This window comes from Methylophilus sp. (assembly GCF_052437885.1).
Classification (GTDB): Bacteria; Pseudomonadota; Gammaproteobacteria; order Burkholderiales; family Methylophilaceae; genus Methylophilus.
On the sequence record NZ_JBQVPB010000012.1, the window covers coordinates 69860 to 86803 of the forward strand.

At 52.5% G+C, this 16944-nt stretch carries 18 protein-coding genes; 9 read left to right on the forward strand and 9 right to left on the reverse strand.

Features of this window, described 5'->3' with window-relative positions:
- Positions 1-162: 162 nt before the first annotated feature.
- The 3 genes from arfB to ACT6RZ_RS12355 form a co-directional block, all read right to left on the reverse strand.
- On the reverse strand, positions 163-564 hold the full coding sequence (gene arfB / locus ACT6RZ_RS12345) for an alternative ribosome rescue aminoacyl-tRNA hydrolase ArfB (protein ID WP_444702426.1): 402 nt from the start codon (positions 562-564) through the stop codon (positions 163-165).
- A gap of 2 nt (positions 565-566) precedes the next feature.
- Positions 567-1628, reverse strand: coding sequence for an STAS-like domain-containing protein (locus ACT6RZ_RS12350; RefSeq protein ID WP_444702398.1), 1062 nt, complete (start codon positions 1626-1628; stop codon positions 567-569).
- Between the two features lie 92 nt (positions 1629-1720).
- On the reverse strand, positions 1721-3664 hold the full coding sequence (locus ACT6RZ_RS12355) for an ATP-dependent DNA helicase (RefSeq protein ID WP_444702399.1): 1944 nt from the start codon (positions 3662-3664) through the stop codon (positions 1721-1723).
- Positions 3665-3845: 181 nt separating this feature from the next.
- Between ACT6RZ_RS12355 and ACT6RZ_RS12360 the strand changes: the two genes are divergently transcribed.
- Complete coding sequence (locus tag ACT6RZ_RS12360; protein ID WP_444702400.1) at positions 3846-4412, forward strand: C40 family peptidase; 567 nt, start codon at positions 3846-3848, stop codon at positions 4410-4412.
- 36 nt (positions 4413-4448) lie between these two features.
- Here ACT6RZ_RS12360 and ACT6RZ_RS12365 read toward each other — a convergent pair whose 3' ends face one another.
- Complete coding sequence (locus tag ACT6RZ_RS12365; RefSeq protein ID WP_444702401.1) at positions 4449-4745, reverse strand: SelT/SelW/SelH family protein; 297 nt, start codon at positions 4743-4745, stop codon at positions 4449-4451.
- A 188-nt stretch (positions 4746-4933) separates the two neighbouring features.
- On the opposite strand from ACT6RZ_RS12365, the gene ACT6RZ_RS12370 reads away from it, so the two are divergent.
- The 3 genes from ACT6RZ_RS12370 (at position 4934) to ACT6RZ_RS12380 (ending at position 7520) form a co-directional block, all read left to right on the forward strand.
- Positions 4934-6442: a S41 family peptidase gene (locus ACT6RZ_RS12370; RefSeq protein WP_444702402.1), complete on the forward strand. Its 1509-nt coding sequence runs from the start codon at positions 4934-4936 to the stop codon at positions 6440-6442.
- Between the two features lie 67 nt (positions 6443-6509).
- Positions 6510-7151 (forward strand): 2-polyprenyl-3-methyl-6-methoxy-1,4-benzoquinone monooxygenase, encoded by a 642-nt coding sequence (gene coq7, locus ACT6RZ_RS12375; protein ID WP_444702403.1) that lies wholly within the window; start codon positions 6510-6512, stop codon positions 7149-7151.
- A gap of 51 nt (positions 7152-7202) precedes the next feature.
- A complete protein-coding gene (locus tag ACT6RZ_RS12380; protein ID WP_444702404.1) occupies positions 7203-7520 on the forward strand; it encodes a DUF2322 family protein in 318 nt (105 codons plus the stop codon).
- A gap of 78 nt (positions 7521-7598) precedes the next feature.
- Here ACT6RZ_RS12380 and ACT6RZ_RS12385 read toward each other — a convergent pair whose 3' ends face one another.
- From ACT6RZ_RS12385 to bioA, 5 genes are all read right to left on the reverse strand, one after another.
- Positions 7599-8009 (reverse strand): VOC family protein, encoded by a 411-nt coding sequence (locus ACT6RZ_RS12385; protein WP_444702405.1) that lies wholly within the window; start codon positions 8007-8009, stop codon positions 7599-7601.
- Between the two features lie 3 nt (positions 8010-8012).
- Positions 8013-8438, reverse strand: coding sequence for an OsmC family protein (locus ACT6RZ_RS12390; RefSeq protein ID WP_444702406.1), 426 nt, complete (start codon positions 8436-8438; stop codon positions 8013-8015).
- 78 nt (positions 8439-8516) lie between these two features.
- Positions 8517-8969, reverse strand: a complete 453-nt coding sequence (locus tag ACT6RZ_RS12395; RefSeq protein ID WP_444702407.1) for an FKBP-type peptidyl-prolyl cis-trans isomerase — start codon at positions 8967-8969, stop codon at positions 8517-8519.
- Between the two features lie 90 nt (positions 8970-9059).
- On the reverse strand, positions 9060-10496 hold the full coding sequence (gene dacB, locus ACT6RZ_RS12400; protein ID WP_444702408.1) for a D-alanyl-D-alanine carboxypeptidase/D-alanyl-D-alanine endopeptidase: 1437 nt from the start codon (positions 10494-10496) through the stop codon (positions 9060-9062).
- Entirely contained in the window at positions 10487-11812 is a 1326-nt protein-coding gene (gene bioA, locus ACT6RZ_RS12405) for an adenosylmethionine--8-amino-7-oxononanoate transaminase (RefSeq protein WP_444702409.1), read from the reverse strand. Before bioA ends, dacB begins: the two co-directional genes overlap by 10 nt.
- Before the next feature lie 89 nt (positions 11813-11901).
- Between bioA and ACT6RZ_RS12410 the strand changes: the two genes are divergently transcribed.
- From ACT6RZ_RS12410 to ACT6RZ_RS12430, 5 genes are all read left to right on the forward strand, one after another.
- Entirely contained in the window at positions 11902-13854 is a 1953-nt protein-coding gene (locus ACT6RZ_RS12410; RefSeq protein ID WP_444702410.1) for a peptidase U32 family protein, read from the forward strand.
- An 83-nt stretch (positions 13855-13937) separates the two neighbouring features.
- Positions 13938-14573 (forward strand): MarC family protein, encoded by a 636-nt coding sequence (locus ACT6RZ_RS12415; RefSeq protein WP_444702411.1) that lies wholly within the window; start codon positions 13938-13940, stop codon positions 14571-14573.
- A gap of 157 nt (positions 14574-14730) precedes the next feature.
- On the forward strand, positions 14731-15162 hold the full coding sequence (locus ACT6RZ_RS12420) for an NUDIX hydrolase (RefSeq protein ID WP_444702427.1): 432 nt from the start codon (positions 14731-14733) through the stop codon (positions 15160-15162).
- A complete protein-coding gene (mnmA, locus tag ACT6RZ_RS12425; RefSeq protein WP_444702412.1) occupies positions 15159-16253 on the forward strand; it encodes a tRNA 2-thiouridine(34) synthase MnmA in 1095 nt (364 codons plus the stop codon). The genes ACT6RZ_RS12420 and mnmA overlap by 4 nt, the downstream gene beginning before the upstream one ends.
- A gap of 80 nt (positions 16254-16333) precedes the next feature.
- Positions 16334-16666 carry a hypothetical protein gene (locus tag ACT6RZ_RS12430; RefSeq protein ID WP_444702413.1) on the forward strand — a complete coding sequence of 111 codons (333 nt, stop codon included), beginning with the start codon at positions 16334-16336 and terminating at the stop codon, positions 16664-16666.
- The last annotated feature ends 278 nt before the right edge of the window (positions 16667-16944 follow it).

Here is a 16944-nt window from a genome sequence, read left to right on the forward strand (position 1 = left end):
CGGCGTTTCATTTCGCCTCTAGGCGAAATAAAAGAATGAAATCATCCAAAAAAATACCAATTACAACTTCAAGCAGATGCAACATGCCCCACCAAGCTACGCATGACCCTTGCCTAAATCACCCTCTGCGAAACCCCACCCCAAATTTCTAAAGCGACCCTACTAATGCTCCTCCACCACTTTCCCGCGCCCCCGCTTGATCTCCCCCCGCTGCAACTTGCCCGCCACCCTGCGCTTTTGTGATGCCCGCGTCGGCCGTGTCGCAAAACGTGTAGCGTGTACATGATTGGCGGCATTCACAATGGCATGCAAGCGATCTACAGCATCTCTCTTGTTAGCATCCTGCGTGCGATATTGCTGCGCTTTTATCACCAATACACCGTCGGCTGTAATCCGGTTATCTTTACTCTCCAGCAGCCTAGCCTTTAGCCAGGCACTCAGTGATGAGGCGGATATGTCGAAGCGCAAATGAATGGCGGATGAGACCTTGTTTACATTTTGCCCCCCGGCACCTTGTGCGCGTATGGCGGTAAGTTCAAATTCAGATGCTGCAATCAAAATCATATTCAAGACAAATTTACTTGCCCTACATCTAATGACTTTGCCGCCACCTTGGCTCTAGAAATCATATTTGAAACTTCCTTATTTGCCCGAATATCTAAAATTTCGATATCCGGGTGACGTATTGCAAACACCCTGAATATTTCATCGGCAAAAGCCTGCCCTACACTATCAACGCCTGTAAAATCAAAAATCACCGTTTTAAATCGGTCGACTCTATTCAACACTCGCTTAGCCTGAGAGCGCGAAACCAGCAAGTCATCGCCATACTGCGCCAACTTAACAGGCACCACCGTTTTATTAAATCCAAACCCATCAACTGTCGCGTACTCATCAAATACTTTTTTAAGTTTTCGTGAAGTATGATTATTTAACTTCATAATCACCGTAGTACCTCGCAACCCATCAGTTTCTAAAATCCAATCTTCTTTTTTGCCAAACTCGTGCGAAAAATAGACCCCTCCAGAAAAAATGGCATAGTCATCACAGGCTCTAGAACTAAAAAAAATGCCCTCGCCCGTATGGTTGGCAGGGTCGGTAGTAAATTTTCCTTTAGCCAGTTCCAACACAGCATGACGTTCATCTATTAGATCGAGCTGTTTTTGAATTTTTTTAAAAATACCTATACCGTCATCTTGAATTTCAATTCTGGTATTAACAGCTGACTTACTCACTCGAACAACTACAGATTTTCCAGATGAGTGGTCAATGACATTATTAAGCATTTCAGTGAAGCAATAGTCCCAAATATTTATTACGTTATCAGGCAACTTACCTAATTTGGGGCGTATGTCTTGCAGCCAAACCGTATCTTCTGCAATCCCTTGCTCTAAAGTATATTTCTTCTCGAAAGCCACCTGTGCTTTCAAAGTGTAGACTCTAGCCTTGGTATTGCCCGCTATTGACAATACATCTTCTTCTACCAACTTTTGAAGATGTTTATTTGCAGCTTGCCGGGAAATATTAAATTTTTCTGAAACCCTTTTACTTATGTCTGAAGGGTATTTTTCAACATTAGAGAGTATGAATGAGCGGCACTCTTCACTACTTTTCCGAATAACTGACATTAAGACCCCCTCAACAGATGCCAAACCAATGACAGATCATTGTCAACCAATCCACGATTTATTGTCAACTTAAGGGAAAAATATTGTCAACCTTAAGCAGTATCGTTATTCGCTCTGACTGAAAAAAAGGCTTCAACCTCATCTATTTTTCGTGTGCGTTTAAAGGGTGGCAAGCTCTGCCAGATGCGTCGTCCGTAAGGTTTATCCACCAACCGGGGGTCACAGATCACCAGCACGCCGGAATCGCTCTCGTCGCGGATCAGGCGCCCGGCCCCCTGCTTGAGGGTGATGACGGCATAGGGTAGCTGATATTCCATAAAGGCATTTTTGCCTTCGGTATTCATTTTATCTATACGCGCTGACAGCACCGGGTCATCTGGTGGTGCAAACGGCAATTTATCGATGATCACGCAGGAAAGCGCTTCGCCACGCACATCTACGCCTTCCCAAAAACTCTGTGAGCCGACCAGCACCGCATTGCCATGTGCGCGGAACCTGTCCAGCAGCTCGGTACGGTTACTTTCGCCCTGCATCAGCAATGGATATTCCATCCCCTGCTCGGCAAAGGCCTGCTTGAGCAAGGCATGCACTTCGCGCATGGCCCGTAGCGAGGTGCACAGTACAAAAGCCCGCCCGCGGCTGGCTTGCAGCACTGGCAGGGCGATAGCGGCTACCGCAGCCGGATAGGCGATGCTGTTCGGTTCCGGCATGCCTTCGGGCACATATAAAAGTGCTTGCTGGTCATAATCGAACGGGCTATGCCAATGCCGGGTTTGCGCAGCCAGCAGGCCCATCTGCCCCTGGTAGTGGTTGAAATCGTTTTTTACCGCCAGGGTCGCGGAGGTGAATATCCAGGCGCGTGGTTGCGCATTCAGCTGTTTGCCAAAGCCGTCTGCCACACTGAGCGGAGTCGCATGCAGTTGTACGCTCTGGCTGAATACTTCTACCCAGCGCACCAGGTTGGCCTGGTTGCCTTTGTGCCAGGCTTCCAGCAAGGCGAGCAGGGCCTCGCCCCGTTGCCAGCACTTTTCCAGCAAGGGGTCGCGGGCAGCCTGGGTCTCCAGCACCTTGGTCAGCGTCGCCAGGGATTCCAGCAGGTGCTGATAGGTATCAGCGAAATTCTTCAATGACTGTGCTTTTTGCACCGGCATGCGCGCACCTTCAAACTGGAATACCAGGCGGAAATCGCGGCAGGCTTTTTCCAGCGGCGTCACCGCTTCAGCCAGGGCGACACAATCCTTGGCTATGGTCAGGTAGGCCATCTGGCTATCCCTGGCCAGATCCATCAACTGCGAGGTAGATATATCCTCACCAAAGAATAGCCCGGCCACTTCGGGCAACTGGTGGGCCTCGTCGAAGACCACGGTATTGGCACTGGGCAGCAGTTCCGCCACTCCTTCGTCCCTGAGCATGACATCGGCAAAGAACAGGTGGTGATTGACCACCACCACATCGGCCGCCAGCGCCTGTTTGCGCGCCTCCATGACAAAACACTGTTTGTAGAACTGGCAGTCCTGGCCTACGCAATTATCACGCGTCGAGGTCACCTGCTGCCAGACAGTCGCCTGTTCTGGCACTTCGACCAGCTCGGCCTTGTCGCCGCTAGTGCTGTTCTCGGCAAAACTTTGCAGAATGGGGATATATTGCGCGTCTTCGCGTGATTGAAAACGGCCTTCCTGGCTGGCGCGTAACAAATGGTAATGGCAGATATAGTTCGCCCGGCCTTTAAGCATGGCGACAGAGACCGGCACTTTGAGTGCTTCGCGCACAGCAGGCAGGTCGCGCTGATAAAGCTGGTCCTGCAAGGTCTTGGTGCCGGTGGAAATGATCACTTTGCCACCTGACAACAGCGCTGGCACCAGGTAAGCATAGGTTTTACCTGTACCAGTGCCGGCTTCAGCCACCAACTGCTGCTGGTGCTCAATGGCATCGGCGATGGCCTGCGCCATTTCCTGCTGTTGCGGGCGACTTTTAAAGCCCGGCATGGTCTGTACCAGACTTCCGTTCTCTGAGAATGCTGTCGTGACTTGCTGCATTAAGGACATCTGATAATTATCCCATGCGCGACCCTGAATGATGCAGTTTTTTAATGATTTACTAAGATGAATGACGTATAAAAATAGCTGAAAACTTGCATCTGTGATTGAAGTATGGCAAGGTTTAGGCCGTTATACTTATTTCTGACACAACAATAACCAATACCAACCTTTGATTGTGATGAATAAATTAGTTCTTCGACTCGCTGCGCTGTTAATCACGGCACCTCTCATCAGCACCGTTTGCATCTCCCAAGGCCACGCCGCCCCAGGTGAGGATAAGCGCTGGCAGAATGCTTATAGCTATTCGCAGGAAGAGGTACTGGACAGTCAAACCGGACTCTCCGGCTCCTGGTCAGAAAAAGTAGAAGAAATCATGATTCGGGCACTGAGCCTGACTGGTGTAGGTTATAAGTACGGTGGACGTACTCCTGAAACCGGCTTTGATTGCAGTGGTTTTGTGCAATACGTATTCAAGCATGCGGCGCAGATCTCGCTGCCGCCATCCGCACGCACCATCAGCGAGTTGGGCGATACTGTCAAACGTGACGATCTTCAGCCTGGCGATTTAGTATTTTTTAACACACTCAAATCTGCCTTTTCTCATGTCGGCATCTATGTAGGCAATAATCAGTTTATTCATGCGCCACGGGCGGGCGCTAAAGTGCGTGTTGAAAACATGGATGAACGTTACTGGCGCACCCGCTACAACGGCGCGAAACGCATGGAAGTCGAAACGGGTAACTAAGAAGGCAATTTGGGAATAATTAAGCTTGTTACTTAATTATTGACCCGCACTTTTTACCGGGCTATCACTGTGCCCAAGTGAACGCTCCGGATCAATCAAATCTCTAATCAATTGCTTCAATTCTTTTGCTTCAGGAAAACGCCCCGCTTCTTTGCGTGAAAAAATCAATTTTCCATTACAGCGGATGTCCAGAATACCTCCAGTGCCGGGCACCAGATTCACTGATCCCAAATCGGCATCAAACGTGGTCAGCAGCTCTTGCGCCAGCCAGGCAGCACGTAATAGCCAACGACACTGTGTACAAAACTCGATTTCTACGATAGGCTTTTGCATAATTACACTCTAATAAACTATTTGCGAGAAGAGTATAGTCAATTTTATTGAAATAGCGGAAAATGAACTTAACATGATTGTTTCCACTCTCTCAAAACAGGCTGACTTCAACTGAATGTCACTTGACTCTTTTTACAGTAATATTCATACGATAGTATTCTTCGCTTAATTGATCACACAAGGCTGGTATGCGTTCCAAATTTGAAAAATTTAGCTTGCTTGGCGCAGGCGTTTTTGTAGGTATTCTGGTAAGTATCAATATTTCTGCCTGGGCGGATAGAACCTCAGTTTCGCAACTGCCGATTGACGAGCTGCGCGTATTCGCCGAAGTATTTGCCAAGGTCAAATCTGACTATGTCGAACCGGTTGAAGATAAGAAACTGATCAACGAAGCGCTGGCCGGCATGTTGCAAGGCCTTGACCCACACTCCACCTTTATGGATGCCGATGCCTACAAAGAGTTGCAGGCCGGCACGCAGGGCGAATTTGGCGGCCTGGGCATAGAAGTGGCCATGGAAGATGGCCTGGTCAAAGTCGTCACGCCTATCGAAGATAGCCCGGCTTACAAGGCAGGCCTGAAATCCGGCGACCTGATCATGAAACTGGATGACACGCAGGTGCGTGGCCTGACACTGAACGATGCCGTGAAACGCATGCGTGGTGTGCCGGATACCAAGATCACGCTGACCGTGGTGCGTAAAGGCGAGGACAAACCGCTGACCTTTACCCTGACCCGCGCCATCATCAAGGCGCAAAGCGTGAAGAACAAGCTGATAGAGCAGGATTATGGCTATGTGCGTATCACCCAGTTCCAGGAACGTACCGGTGAAGATCTGGCCAAGGCACTGAAAGCCTTGCGCACTGACAACAAGGCGCCGTTCAAAGGCCTGGTGCTGGACCTGCGTAACAACCCTGGTGGCCTGCTGGATGCTGCAGTAGGTGTCTCTGCTGCTTTCCTGCCTAAAGATGACCTGGTGGTTTACACAGAGGGCCGTGTGGCGGACTCTAAAATGCGCTTGAATGCGACGCCTATGGATTATGCTCGCCGTGGCAAGTCTGACTACCTGAAAGACCTGCCGGAAGAGTATAAATCAGTGCCTATCGTAGTGCTGATCAATGCAGGTTCTGCGTCAGCTTCTGAGATTGTGGCCGGTGCACTGCAAGACCACAAACGCGCCACCATCATGGGCATACAGAGTTTCGGCAAGGGCTCGGTACAAACCATCCTGCCTATGAACAATGGCAGTGCGATCAAGTTGACCACCGCACGCTACTTCACGCCTAACGGCCGTTCTATCCAGGCCAAAGGCATAGTGCCTGACATCATCATCGACGATGGTTCAGACCCGAGCCTGAGCTTGCACGAAGCAGACCTCAAGCGCCATTTATCCAACCCTAGCGATATTGCAAAAGCCAATGCCGAAAAAGCGACTGAAGATGCAAAAACACGTGTAGGCGGCGATAAACCAAAGGATGAGAAGTTTGCCGAGACCCGCGGCCCTATCGAGCCGGCCAGCAAGGATGACTTCCAGTTTGTGCAGGCGATGAATCAGCTGAAAGGCTTGCCAGTACAAAAAGCACCTGAAGCGGTGAAAGCTAGTGCCAACAAACCGGCCAGCTCTGAAAAACCAGCTGCAGAAAAACCTGCTGACAAACCAGCAACGACTGATAAACCAGCAAAAACCAAAAAACCATGATGACCATGCCACTGCCTGCATTATGCACAAGCGCCTGCAGGCAGTGGCGATTCACAGGGAGTAAGCAATGACTTTGCCACCACTCACACTGGACAAGGCGATTGCTGTGCTGGACATGGGCTTACGCACGGTGTTCAGCCAGGCGATCCCTAGTCGCCCTTATCCGCAAGCAGAAACCGCAGACGATAGCACCCTGTCTGACAGCGAGCGCAAACACGCAGCCGCCCTGATGCGCATCAACCACGTAGGCGAAGTCTGTGCCCAGGCTTTATATAGCGGCCAGGCCCTGGTTTCGCGCGACCCGGCCAATGTCGAAGCGCTGAAACAAGCCTCTCGCGAAGAAGTCGATCACCTTGCATGGTGTGAGCGACGTATAGGCGAGCTTGGCGGCCGTAAAAGCCTGCTGAACCCTTTATGGTTTGGCGCAAGCTTTGGCCTGGGCGTGACGGCAGGCCTGCTGGGCGACAAATGGAACCTGGGTTTTCTGGCCGAAACCGAGCACCAGGTCTCTGCGCATCTGGGTGATCACTTGCATGAGCTACCTGCGCAAGACCACGCCTCACGCGCCATAGTCACACAGATGAAACAAGACGAGGAGCACCATGCCGAGACTGCGGAACATCTGGGTGGCGCTACGCTACCAGCCCCGGTCAAACTGGCTATGCGACTCGCTTCTAAAGTGATGACGCGTACCGCGTATCATTTATAGTGTTCCCATATAGTATTCCCATATAGAATTTGTAGTCACCTAGAGTCAACCATGCAAAAATTTAGTGATAACTTACTCACCCTGGACAATGCGGATCATGTGAAACGCATTGAGCTGTTCGATGAGAAAAGCCAGCCTGCGGGCCAGATAGAGAACAAACCCGGCACCCAGGGTTCTATCAAGGTCTACCACCATTTGTTCAAGATCTATGGCGAGATCAACAGCGATGCCGCGGTAGAAGGCCTGGCACTGTATGCAGAACATACTGAAGATGCCGAGAACCATCCAGGCAAACATCCCAATATAGACCGTTTGCTGACGGTGCTGGATAAAGAACAGACACTCTCCATCAAACTGGTCACCAACTAAGTACAGATACTTTTAAAAAAAATAGCCTCCGTTCTGGAGGCTATTTTTTTGGCAGCGCATGCTGATCAGAACATCAGTTCAGGCAGTCGCTGACCGCAGTGTGCTGGCGATAGGTGGATGGTAAATAAACTCCAGCAAATGCCCTACGCTGTCCAGGCAATAAAAACCGCGTGAGCCATCACGGTGGGTTTTTGGTGCTTCGGTGATGCGCACGCCATGGCTTTGCATATGGCTGAACCAGCCATCTACTGCCGCCTGATCGGTCAAGGCAAAACCGATATGGTCCAGGCGTTGCAAAGGGTCGGCCTTGTAATCCACCCGGTGCAAGGCGAACACATCGCCATGATTGGTCAGGTAGACATTGTCCGGGTCTGGTTGCCATTCGATGTGCATGCCGACGACGCGCGTGTAAAAATCCACCGCAGCCTCCAGGTCCTGGATAAACAGCGCCACATGGCGTATACCTATCATGCCAGCTGGAATAGTCATCGTTTACTCGACACTGGGGGTTCTGATCTCGAAATCGTGCGTGATCTCGCAGGCCTTTTGCAGCATGATGCTAGCAGAACAATACTTCTCGGCCGACAGGCTGACGGCACGCGCCACCTGCTGTTCGTTCAGGTTCTCACCGGTGACCACGAAATGCACATGGATCTTGGTGAATACTTTGGGGATAGTCTCGGCGCGTTCAGCTGCGATCTCGGCGACGCAATCGACGATAGGCTGGCGTGATTTTTTTAAGATCGTCACCACATCGAATGCGGTACATGAGCCCATGCCTATCAGCAGCATTTCCATAGGCCGCATGCCTATGTTACGGCCGCCATTTTCCGGCGCACCATCCAGCACGACTGCGTGCCCGGTTTCAGACTCGCCGACAAAGCTGACGCCGTCTATCCATTTCACTGTGACTTGCATTGTGACTTTCCCATCGCTTTATTCAGTGGTTACTGTGTGCATGCGCCAAAATATCCGACGCATACACAGGCTGATTTTTTATTTAACGTTCAGCAGCTCAACATCAAACACCAGTGTCGCATTTGGCGGGATAGCGCCGCCGGCACCACGCGCGCCATAACCCAATTCAGAAGGGATGATCAAGGTGCGTTTACCGCCTATCTTCATGCCTTGCACGCCTTCATCCCAGCCTTGAATGACCTGGCCACCGCCAAGGAAAAAATTGAATGGCGAGTTGCGGTCCAGGCTGCTGTCGAACTTCTGGCCCTTGAAGTCTTTTGCATTGGCGTCGTACAACCAGCCGGTGTAATGCACAGTGACGTTAAAGCCGACTTCGGCTTCACGGCCATTACCGACAACGGTATCGATTTTTTGCAGTTCGGTGATATTGGCAGACACTTGTGTATTTTCCTTAGTGTTAGTTGAGTTTGATTGCGCCTGGCAACCCGCTATCGCTAAAAGCAACACCATGCCCAAGCTTATTTTTTTCATTCCTGATTTCACATTAGCTCCTAGAAAACGACCATTATCATACGCGTTTTTGCTTCAAAACACTTGCTTAAAATACTTGCGCCACTTCCACTAGCGGCCTTCTATCACAGCTTTGATCAAGCCATCCTGGATAGTGCGCGAGGCTGCTGCCTGCGCGTGATTCACCAGCATGACCACCGCATACCGCTTACCCTGTGTATCCTGCACATAGCCGGCAATGCTGCTGACGCCTTCCAGCGAGCCGGTTTTGAGATAGGCCATGCCCTGGCTGGCCGGGTCAGGCAGGCGATTCTTCAGTGTACCATCCAGGCCCAGCATAGGCAGCGAAGCCATGAGCACCGGCATCACCGGACGTTGATAGGCTGTGACGAGTAATTGTGCCAGATGTTCCGCACTGATGCGCTCATTGCGCGACAGCCCGGAACCGTTTTCCAGCACCAGCTCAGCAAACGACAACCCCTGTTTGTGCAATACCTGCTTCAGCGCCAGGGCACTGTGACTTTCATCCACGGGTGCGTAGCCTGCCTCCATGCCTATGGTCAGCAGCAACTGCCGCGTCATGACATTATTGCTCCATTTATTGATGTCCCTGACCACCGCATCCAGCGGCGCGGACCACCAGGTGGTGACCAGGCTGGCGCTGGCGGGTAATACTGCGGCCTGCACCTGGCCATCCAGCCGCCCGCCCAGTTGTGCCCACAATTTTTTCAACGTGTAGACCGCATATTGCTGCTGGCTGAACACACTTAATTCAAGATAACGTTCATCACATTGTTCCGGCAAGCTGCCGCTAAAAGTCACCGTTGCACCATCAGCGGTCGCCACCACCCCATAACGCAGGTTGCTACGCCAATCTGCGCAAGGCCCTTTGCTGACCTGCACGGTATTCACCAGTTTGATCTGCGGCAACTCGAATTCCGGCGTGATATTCACCAGCGGTTTGCTGCCTTCTTTCACCACGCCAAACCTGAAACTGCTATGCGCACCATTCACCAGCAATGCATAGGGGTTCACGTTGTAAGCGCGCCATGGCTCGTCATCCAGTATGGGTCGCTGGCTAAGCTCAGGCACGTAAACGCTCGCGTCTAGCAGCAGCTTGCCTTTGATATGTTTGATGCCCTGTTGCTGCACCTGCTGCAACAAACGCCAAAGCTCGGCATTATTCAGGCTAGGGTCGCCATAGCCTTTGATGATGAGGTCGCCTTCCAGCACCCCTTGCCTGACTGGCCCGTTGCGGTAGACCTCGGTTTTCCAGCGATAGGCAGGCGTCAGTGCTTCAAGTGCGGCATAGGTGGTCACCAGTTTCATCACACTGGCCGGGTTCATGGCCTTGGCCTGGTTATGGCTGATCAGTGGTGGCTCACCGTTCAGGGGCTGGACAACGATGGCGACGCTATCCTGCGGCAATTGCGCTTTGCTCAATGCTTCTTGCAGCGACACCGGCAAAGCCGCCTGCGTGACGCCAGCCCACAGGCAGCAACATAACAGGCAGCCCAATATCAGACTCCGGCGCAGATCTAGTTGCATGCAATCGTTTCTACCAGAGTGGCTTTTGTTGCCTGCACCAGATGGTCTATCTCTGCGGCATCCAGACAGTAGGGCGGCATCCAGTACACGGTATTGCCTATCGGGCGCAGCAATAAACCATGCCGCAATGCGGCCGCATAACTATCGCGGGCGAATTGCGAATTGACGCTGTCGACCTCAAACGCTGTGATCATGCCGCGCTGGCGGATATGCTTTAGCGGCAGATCATAAGCCTGCACTGCCGCCCATAGCTGCTGCGCGGTCTGCTGGTTATTGCCTAGCACATCAGAGCGCTCGAACAGTTGCAGGGTCGCCAGTGCCGCACTGCACGCCAGCGGATTACCCGTGTAACTGTGGCTATGCAAAAAACCTTTGCCGGTCTGCTCATGGTAGAAAGCCTGGTAAACCTTATCGCTAGTGAGTACCACCGACAACGGCAGATAACCGCCGGTAATGCCTTTGGAAAGGCAGATAAAGTCGGCGATATCACTGACCTTGCCACCCGCCTGCTCACAGGCAAACAGGGTGCCGGTACGGCCAAAGCCCACCGCGATCTCATCGGCGATCAGGTGGATGTCATAACGGCTGCAAACCTCGCGCGCTCTGCGCAGATAAAGCGGATGGTACATCGCCATGCCTGCCGCCCCCTGCACCAGCGGCTCGATAATGAACGCCGCCAATTCGGTGTGATGCTCGGCGACATAGGCTTCCAGTGCTTGGGCACAGCGCACGGCGAACGCTTCTGCAGACTCTCCCGCTTCAGCCAGGCGGCTATCCGGGCTGGGCATCTGTGCCGACTGGCAGATCAGCGGCGCATAAGTATCTTTGAAGATCGCCACATCGGTGACGCCAAGCGCACCCAGGGTCTCGCCGTGGTAACTGTTTTGCAAACTGATGAACCTGGTTTTTTGCGGCTGGTCGTGATTGCGCCAATAATGAAAACTCATTTTTAGCGCGATCTCAGTCGCACTGGCACCATCCGAGCCATAAAAGGCGTGGCCCAGGCCAGTCAGCGCAGACAGTTTTTCTGACAGTTCCACCACAGGCGCATGGGTGAACCCGGCCAGCATCACATGCTCCAGCTGGTCTAACTGGGCTTTGATCGCGTCTTTGATCGCAGGCTGGTTATGCCCGAACAGATTGACCCACCAACTGCTGACGGCATCCAGGTAGCCTTTACCGTCGCTATCAAACAGCCAGGCGCCTTCGCCGCGTGCAACAGGCAGCAGAGGTGTGCGTTCGTGATGTTTCATCTGCGTGCATGGGTGCCAGACGGCTTGCAGGCTGCGTTGTAATAAATCCTGATTTCCGCTCATGCCGCTATTTTAAACCAAGCGCAAACTGCATGCTTGGTTTAAAATAGCGCCTTAAATCAAGTTGTTACACTGAATATAGACCTCCTGTCATGCAAAAGACCCGCAAACACCTAGAACTGCTCGCCCCGGCCAAGAATGCTGATTTTGGCATAGAGGCCATCAATCACGGCGCCGATGCCGTGTATATCGGCGGCCCGGCGTTCGGTGCGCGCGCCAAGGCACCGAATACGGTGGCGGATATCACCAGGCTGGTGCAGCATGCGCACAAGTTCCATGCCGAAGTGTTTGTCGCGCTGAATACCATCTTTCATGACAACGAGTTGGAGGGCGTGCGCCAACTGGTGCATCAACTGTATGACTCGGGCGTGGATGCGCTGATCGTGCAGGATATGGGTTTGCTGGAACTGGATCTGCCGCCTATACAACTGCATGCCAGCACGCAGACGGATATCCGCACCGTACCAAAGGCCCAGTTTCTAGACCAGGTAGGGTTTAGCCAGATAGTACTGGCGCGCGAGCTGGATATCGCCACGGTGAAAAAGATCGCCGACGCGACGACCGCCAACCTGGAATACTTTATCCACGGCGCCCTGTGCGTGGCCTTTAGCGGGCAATGTTTTATCAGCCACGCGCATACTGGCCGCAGTGCCAACCGCGGCGAGTGTTCACAGGAGTGTCGCCTGCCCTACACGCTGGAAGACCAGAAGGGCCGCATCCTGGGTAAGGACAAGCATTATTTATCCATGAAAGACAACGACCAGAGCGCCAACCTGCGGGCACTGATAGGCGCCGGCGTCAGCAGCTTTAAGATCGAAGGCCGCTACAAAGACTTGCCGTATGTGAAAAATGCCACTGCGCACTACCGCCGGCTGCTGGATGATATCCTGCAGGAGATGCCGCTGGATCTGCAAGCCAAAGGCTACACCAAGTCTTCTGCCGGACATGCCAGCTACACCTTCACCCCGCAGCCGGAAAAAACCTTTAACCGCAGCGCGACCGACTATTTTGCCAATGGCCGACAGGCCGATATAGGCGCGTTTGATACGCCTAAGTTTTCAGGTGAAGCCCTGGGCAATGTACGCAAAGTCGGCAAAGACTTTATCGATGTCAGCACCGAAATTGAATTGCATAACGGTGATGGCGTGTGCTTTTTTGATGTACATAAAGAGCTGGTCGGCCTGCGCATCAATACCGTACAAACGCTGGATACACAGACGCAACGCTTGTTCCCCAACGAGATGCCTGCCGATATCCGCAACAACACATTGATCTACCGCAACCGTGACCATGCCTTTATGCGCCTGCTAGAAAAAGATTCGGCCACGCGCAAGATAGGCCTGGACGTGGTGCTGAGCGAGGCCAGTGATGGTTTGATGCTGACACTGAGCGATGAACAAGGCTTTAGCGCCACCGCACAATGCACAGTTGAAAAGCAGGTCGCCAACGACACCGCCAAAGCGGAAACCTCGCTGCGTGAAAACCTGGCCAAGTTAGGTAATACCGACTTTGTTGCCAGCGAGATCCACCTGGCACTGAGCCAGATGTGGTTCCTGCCGGCTTCGGTGATCAACCATCTGCGCCGTGATGCGGTGGAGCAATTGATCGCTGTGCGCGCCCTGAGCTATGCGCGCCCGCCGCGCCGTGCCAAAGCGCAACCAGCCGCCATTTACCCGGAAGACACTTTGAGCTATCTGGCGAATGTCTATAACCAGAAGGCGCGGGACTTTTACCACCACCACGGGGTGAAACTGATCGCCAGCGCCTACGAGGCTAACGAGACCCTGGACGAAGTGCCGGTGATGATCACCAAACACTGCCTGCGGTTCAGCCATGGTTTGTGCCCGAAAGAAGCCAAGGGTGTGATAGGCGTACAGGGCACTGTCACCGCCGAACCCATGACCCTGATCAGCGGCAACGACAGATACACACTCAAATTCGACTGCAAACCCTGCGAGATGCATGTGATGGGCAAAGTGCGCAAAAACATCCTGCAAATGGCACCACCGCAGCCGATCGCGTTTTTTGACAAACGCCCGGCATAAGCCACTATCGCCAGTGCGAATTGCCAAGGCGATTTTTTTCAGGCAAGCTCGGTAACAAGAACTGATGCTGAAAAGTGATGGCCATGAACGAATATACCTACCTGCTTAAAGTCGCGATCGCCCTGCTGGCCATCGTCAACCCCATAGGCAGCCTGCCGATATTCATCAGCGCCACCAGCGGCTGGAGCAAAGCCGAACGTGCCCGCACTGCACGCACGGTGGGTATGACAGTCATGATAGTGCTATGCGTCTCGGCGTTTATCGGCGACAAAGTGCTGGATTTTTTTGGCATCACCATCCCCTCATTCCAGGTCGGTGGCGGCATCTTGCTGTTATTGATCTCCATCTCCATGATGCACGGCAAACAAAGCGGCACGCGCCAGACCGTAGAAGAAGCGCAAGACCTTTCCGAGCGCGAAGTGATCGCCATCGTGCCGCTGAGCATTCCCCTGCTTGCCGGGCCAGGCGCGATCTCGAGCATGATACTCACTGCGCAACAACACCCGGGCTTTTGGGGGCATCTGAGCCTGATCATCCCGGTCGCCCTGATCTCATTATTTATCTGGGGCCTGTTATTGCTGTCTGATGCCATCACCGATTACCTGGGCATCATAGGTATCAATATCGTCACCCGCCTGATGGGGCTGATCCTGGCGGCCATGTCTGTGGAATTTATTGCGCACGGATTGACAGGCCTGTTTCCGCAGCTGGCAGGCTGATCGCAGCAAACAGCTACGCGCGGCTTTAGTTTTTCGCTTTAAGATAATTACCGCAATCAATCACTTAGCGTTAAAATAGCGCTTTTAACGAAACCCGCGCATTTTGAATTCACCCGCTTCTTCCAAGTCATCCCTGCAGTGGAAACCCAATGTCACCGTGGCTGCGATCATAGAGCTGGAAGGCAAGTTCTTGCTGGTGGAAGAAACCACAGAGCGTGGCAATCGCTTTAACCAGCCCGCCGGGCATCTCGAAGAAAACGAGACCATCATTGCAGCAGCGATCCGTGAAACGCTGGAAGAAACAGCGTATGATTTTACGCCGCAAGCCCTGGTAGGCATCTACCACTGGCAACACCCTGTCAATGGCATCACCTACCTGCGTTTTGCCTTTAGCGGCCAGCTTGGGGCACATCACCCCCAACGGACACTGGATGACGGCATACTGCGCACAGTGTGGAAAAGTGAAGCCGAGATCGCCGCCGCTGGCGAGCTGATGCGCAGCCCGCAGGTGCTGTTATGCGTGCAGGATTACCTCGCGGGTAAACGTTATTCTTTAGACATTTTGCAACATCTGGGCCAGGCATTATGAGTAAGCCACATGTGATCGTCGGTCTGTCCGGCGGCGTTGATTCTTCAGTGACTGCTTTGCTGCTAAAACAGCAAGGCTACCAGGTGACCGGCCTGTTTATGAAAAACTGGGAAGACGACGACACCGATGAATACTGCTCCTCCAAGCAGGATCTGATCGATGCGGTGTCTGCTGCCGACAAGATAGGCATAGACATTGAGGCCGTGAATTTCAGCGAAGAATACAAAGAGCGAGTATTCACTAACTTCCTGCAGGAGTATCAGGCCGGCCGTACACCTAACCCGGATATCCTGTGTAATGCCGAAATCAAATTCAAGGCTTTTCTTGATCATGCCATGACCTTGGGCGCAGATATGATCGCGACCGGCCACTATGCGCAGGTGCGAGAAAACCCGCTCCAGGCGGGCAATTACCAGTTGCTGAAAGCCGATGATGGCACCAAGGATCAAAGCTATTTCCTATCGCGCCTGAACCAGGCACAGTTGTCAAAAACACTGTTCCCCCTGGGCACTTACCTCAAACGTGAAGTGCGTGAGATTGCACGTCAGCATGGCCTGGCCAATGCCGAGAAAAAAGACTCTACTGGCATCTGTTTTATCGGCGAGCGGCCGTTCCAGGAATTTTTGCAACGCTACCTGCCACGGCAGCCTGGCATCATGCGCACGCCAGAAGGTAAAGTGGTCGGCGAGCATGAAGGCCTGATGTATTACACCCTGGGTCAACGCCAAGGCCTGAAGATAGGCGGCAGCCGCGACAGCAACGGCGAGCCCTGGTTTGTCGCCGCCAAACTCATGGCAGAGAATGAACTGATCGTAGTGCAAGGGCACGACCACCCGCTGCTTAAAAGCGATGGCCTGGTCGCCGGGCAGTTACACTGGATCAGCGGCGAACAGCCACGCACCAACTGGGTCTACGCGGCGAAAACCCGCTACCGCCAGCCGGATGCGCCGTGCGAAGTAGATGCGGTCAATGACGAAGAAGCGACCATACGCTTTGGTCAGCACCAATGGGCGATCACGCCGGGGCAAAGCGTGGTAGTTTACGAAAGCAATGTCTGCCTGGGTGGTGGTATCATTAACGGCGCGATTTGATTGACCCAAAGGCATAGTTATTGCTTATGTTTTCCTAATAAACAATCACTCACTGCGAAAGTGACAAGGAATGACACCTGATGGCCTATATACTCAAAAATAAAGAAGGTGCGATTATTGCCTCCAGCCCGGATACGCAAGTCTCCGCAGACTGGGAGCTGATAGAAAATTCAGATACCGAGTACTTGAGCTTTCTCGACGAAGAGCTCAAAAAAAATCATACCTTCCGTGAAAGTGATATCCAGTTAGCCCGGGTGCTGGAAGATCTGATCAATATACTGATAGAACGCAGCCTGATCAGCTATACCGATTTCCCAAGTGCAGCGCAAAAACGCCTGAATGAACGCCAGACTTTGCGTCACAAAAACAATCTGCATGCCCTGCTCAGTGACGATGACGTCGCACCGCTTTAAACCTTTCTCCCATTAAAGATCCAGCGCACGGACTTTTACCGTGCCGGCAGACGCAGGTAGCTCAACCCACCTGCGCCAGTTCGCTGACAATTCATTACTCGCTCACTGATACGCCTGCAAGCCATCACCCGCATGCACGCGATTGATCGCAGACCTTGTGCTATTCAGCCTCTACAAACTGATTTTCTGCCTGTCATCACGCCATCTTTACATTGATAATAATTCTCATTACCTTTTAATCAGGTAAAATAACCATACAACAATACTAATCGTTTTTG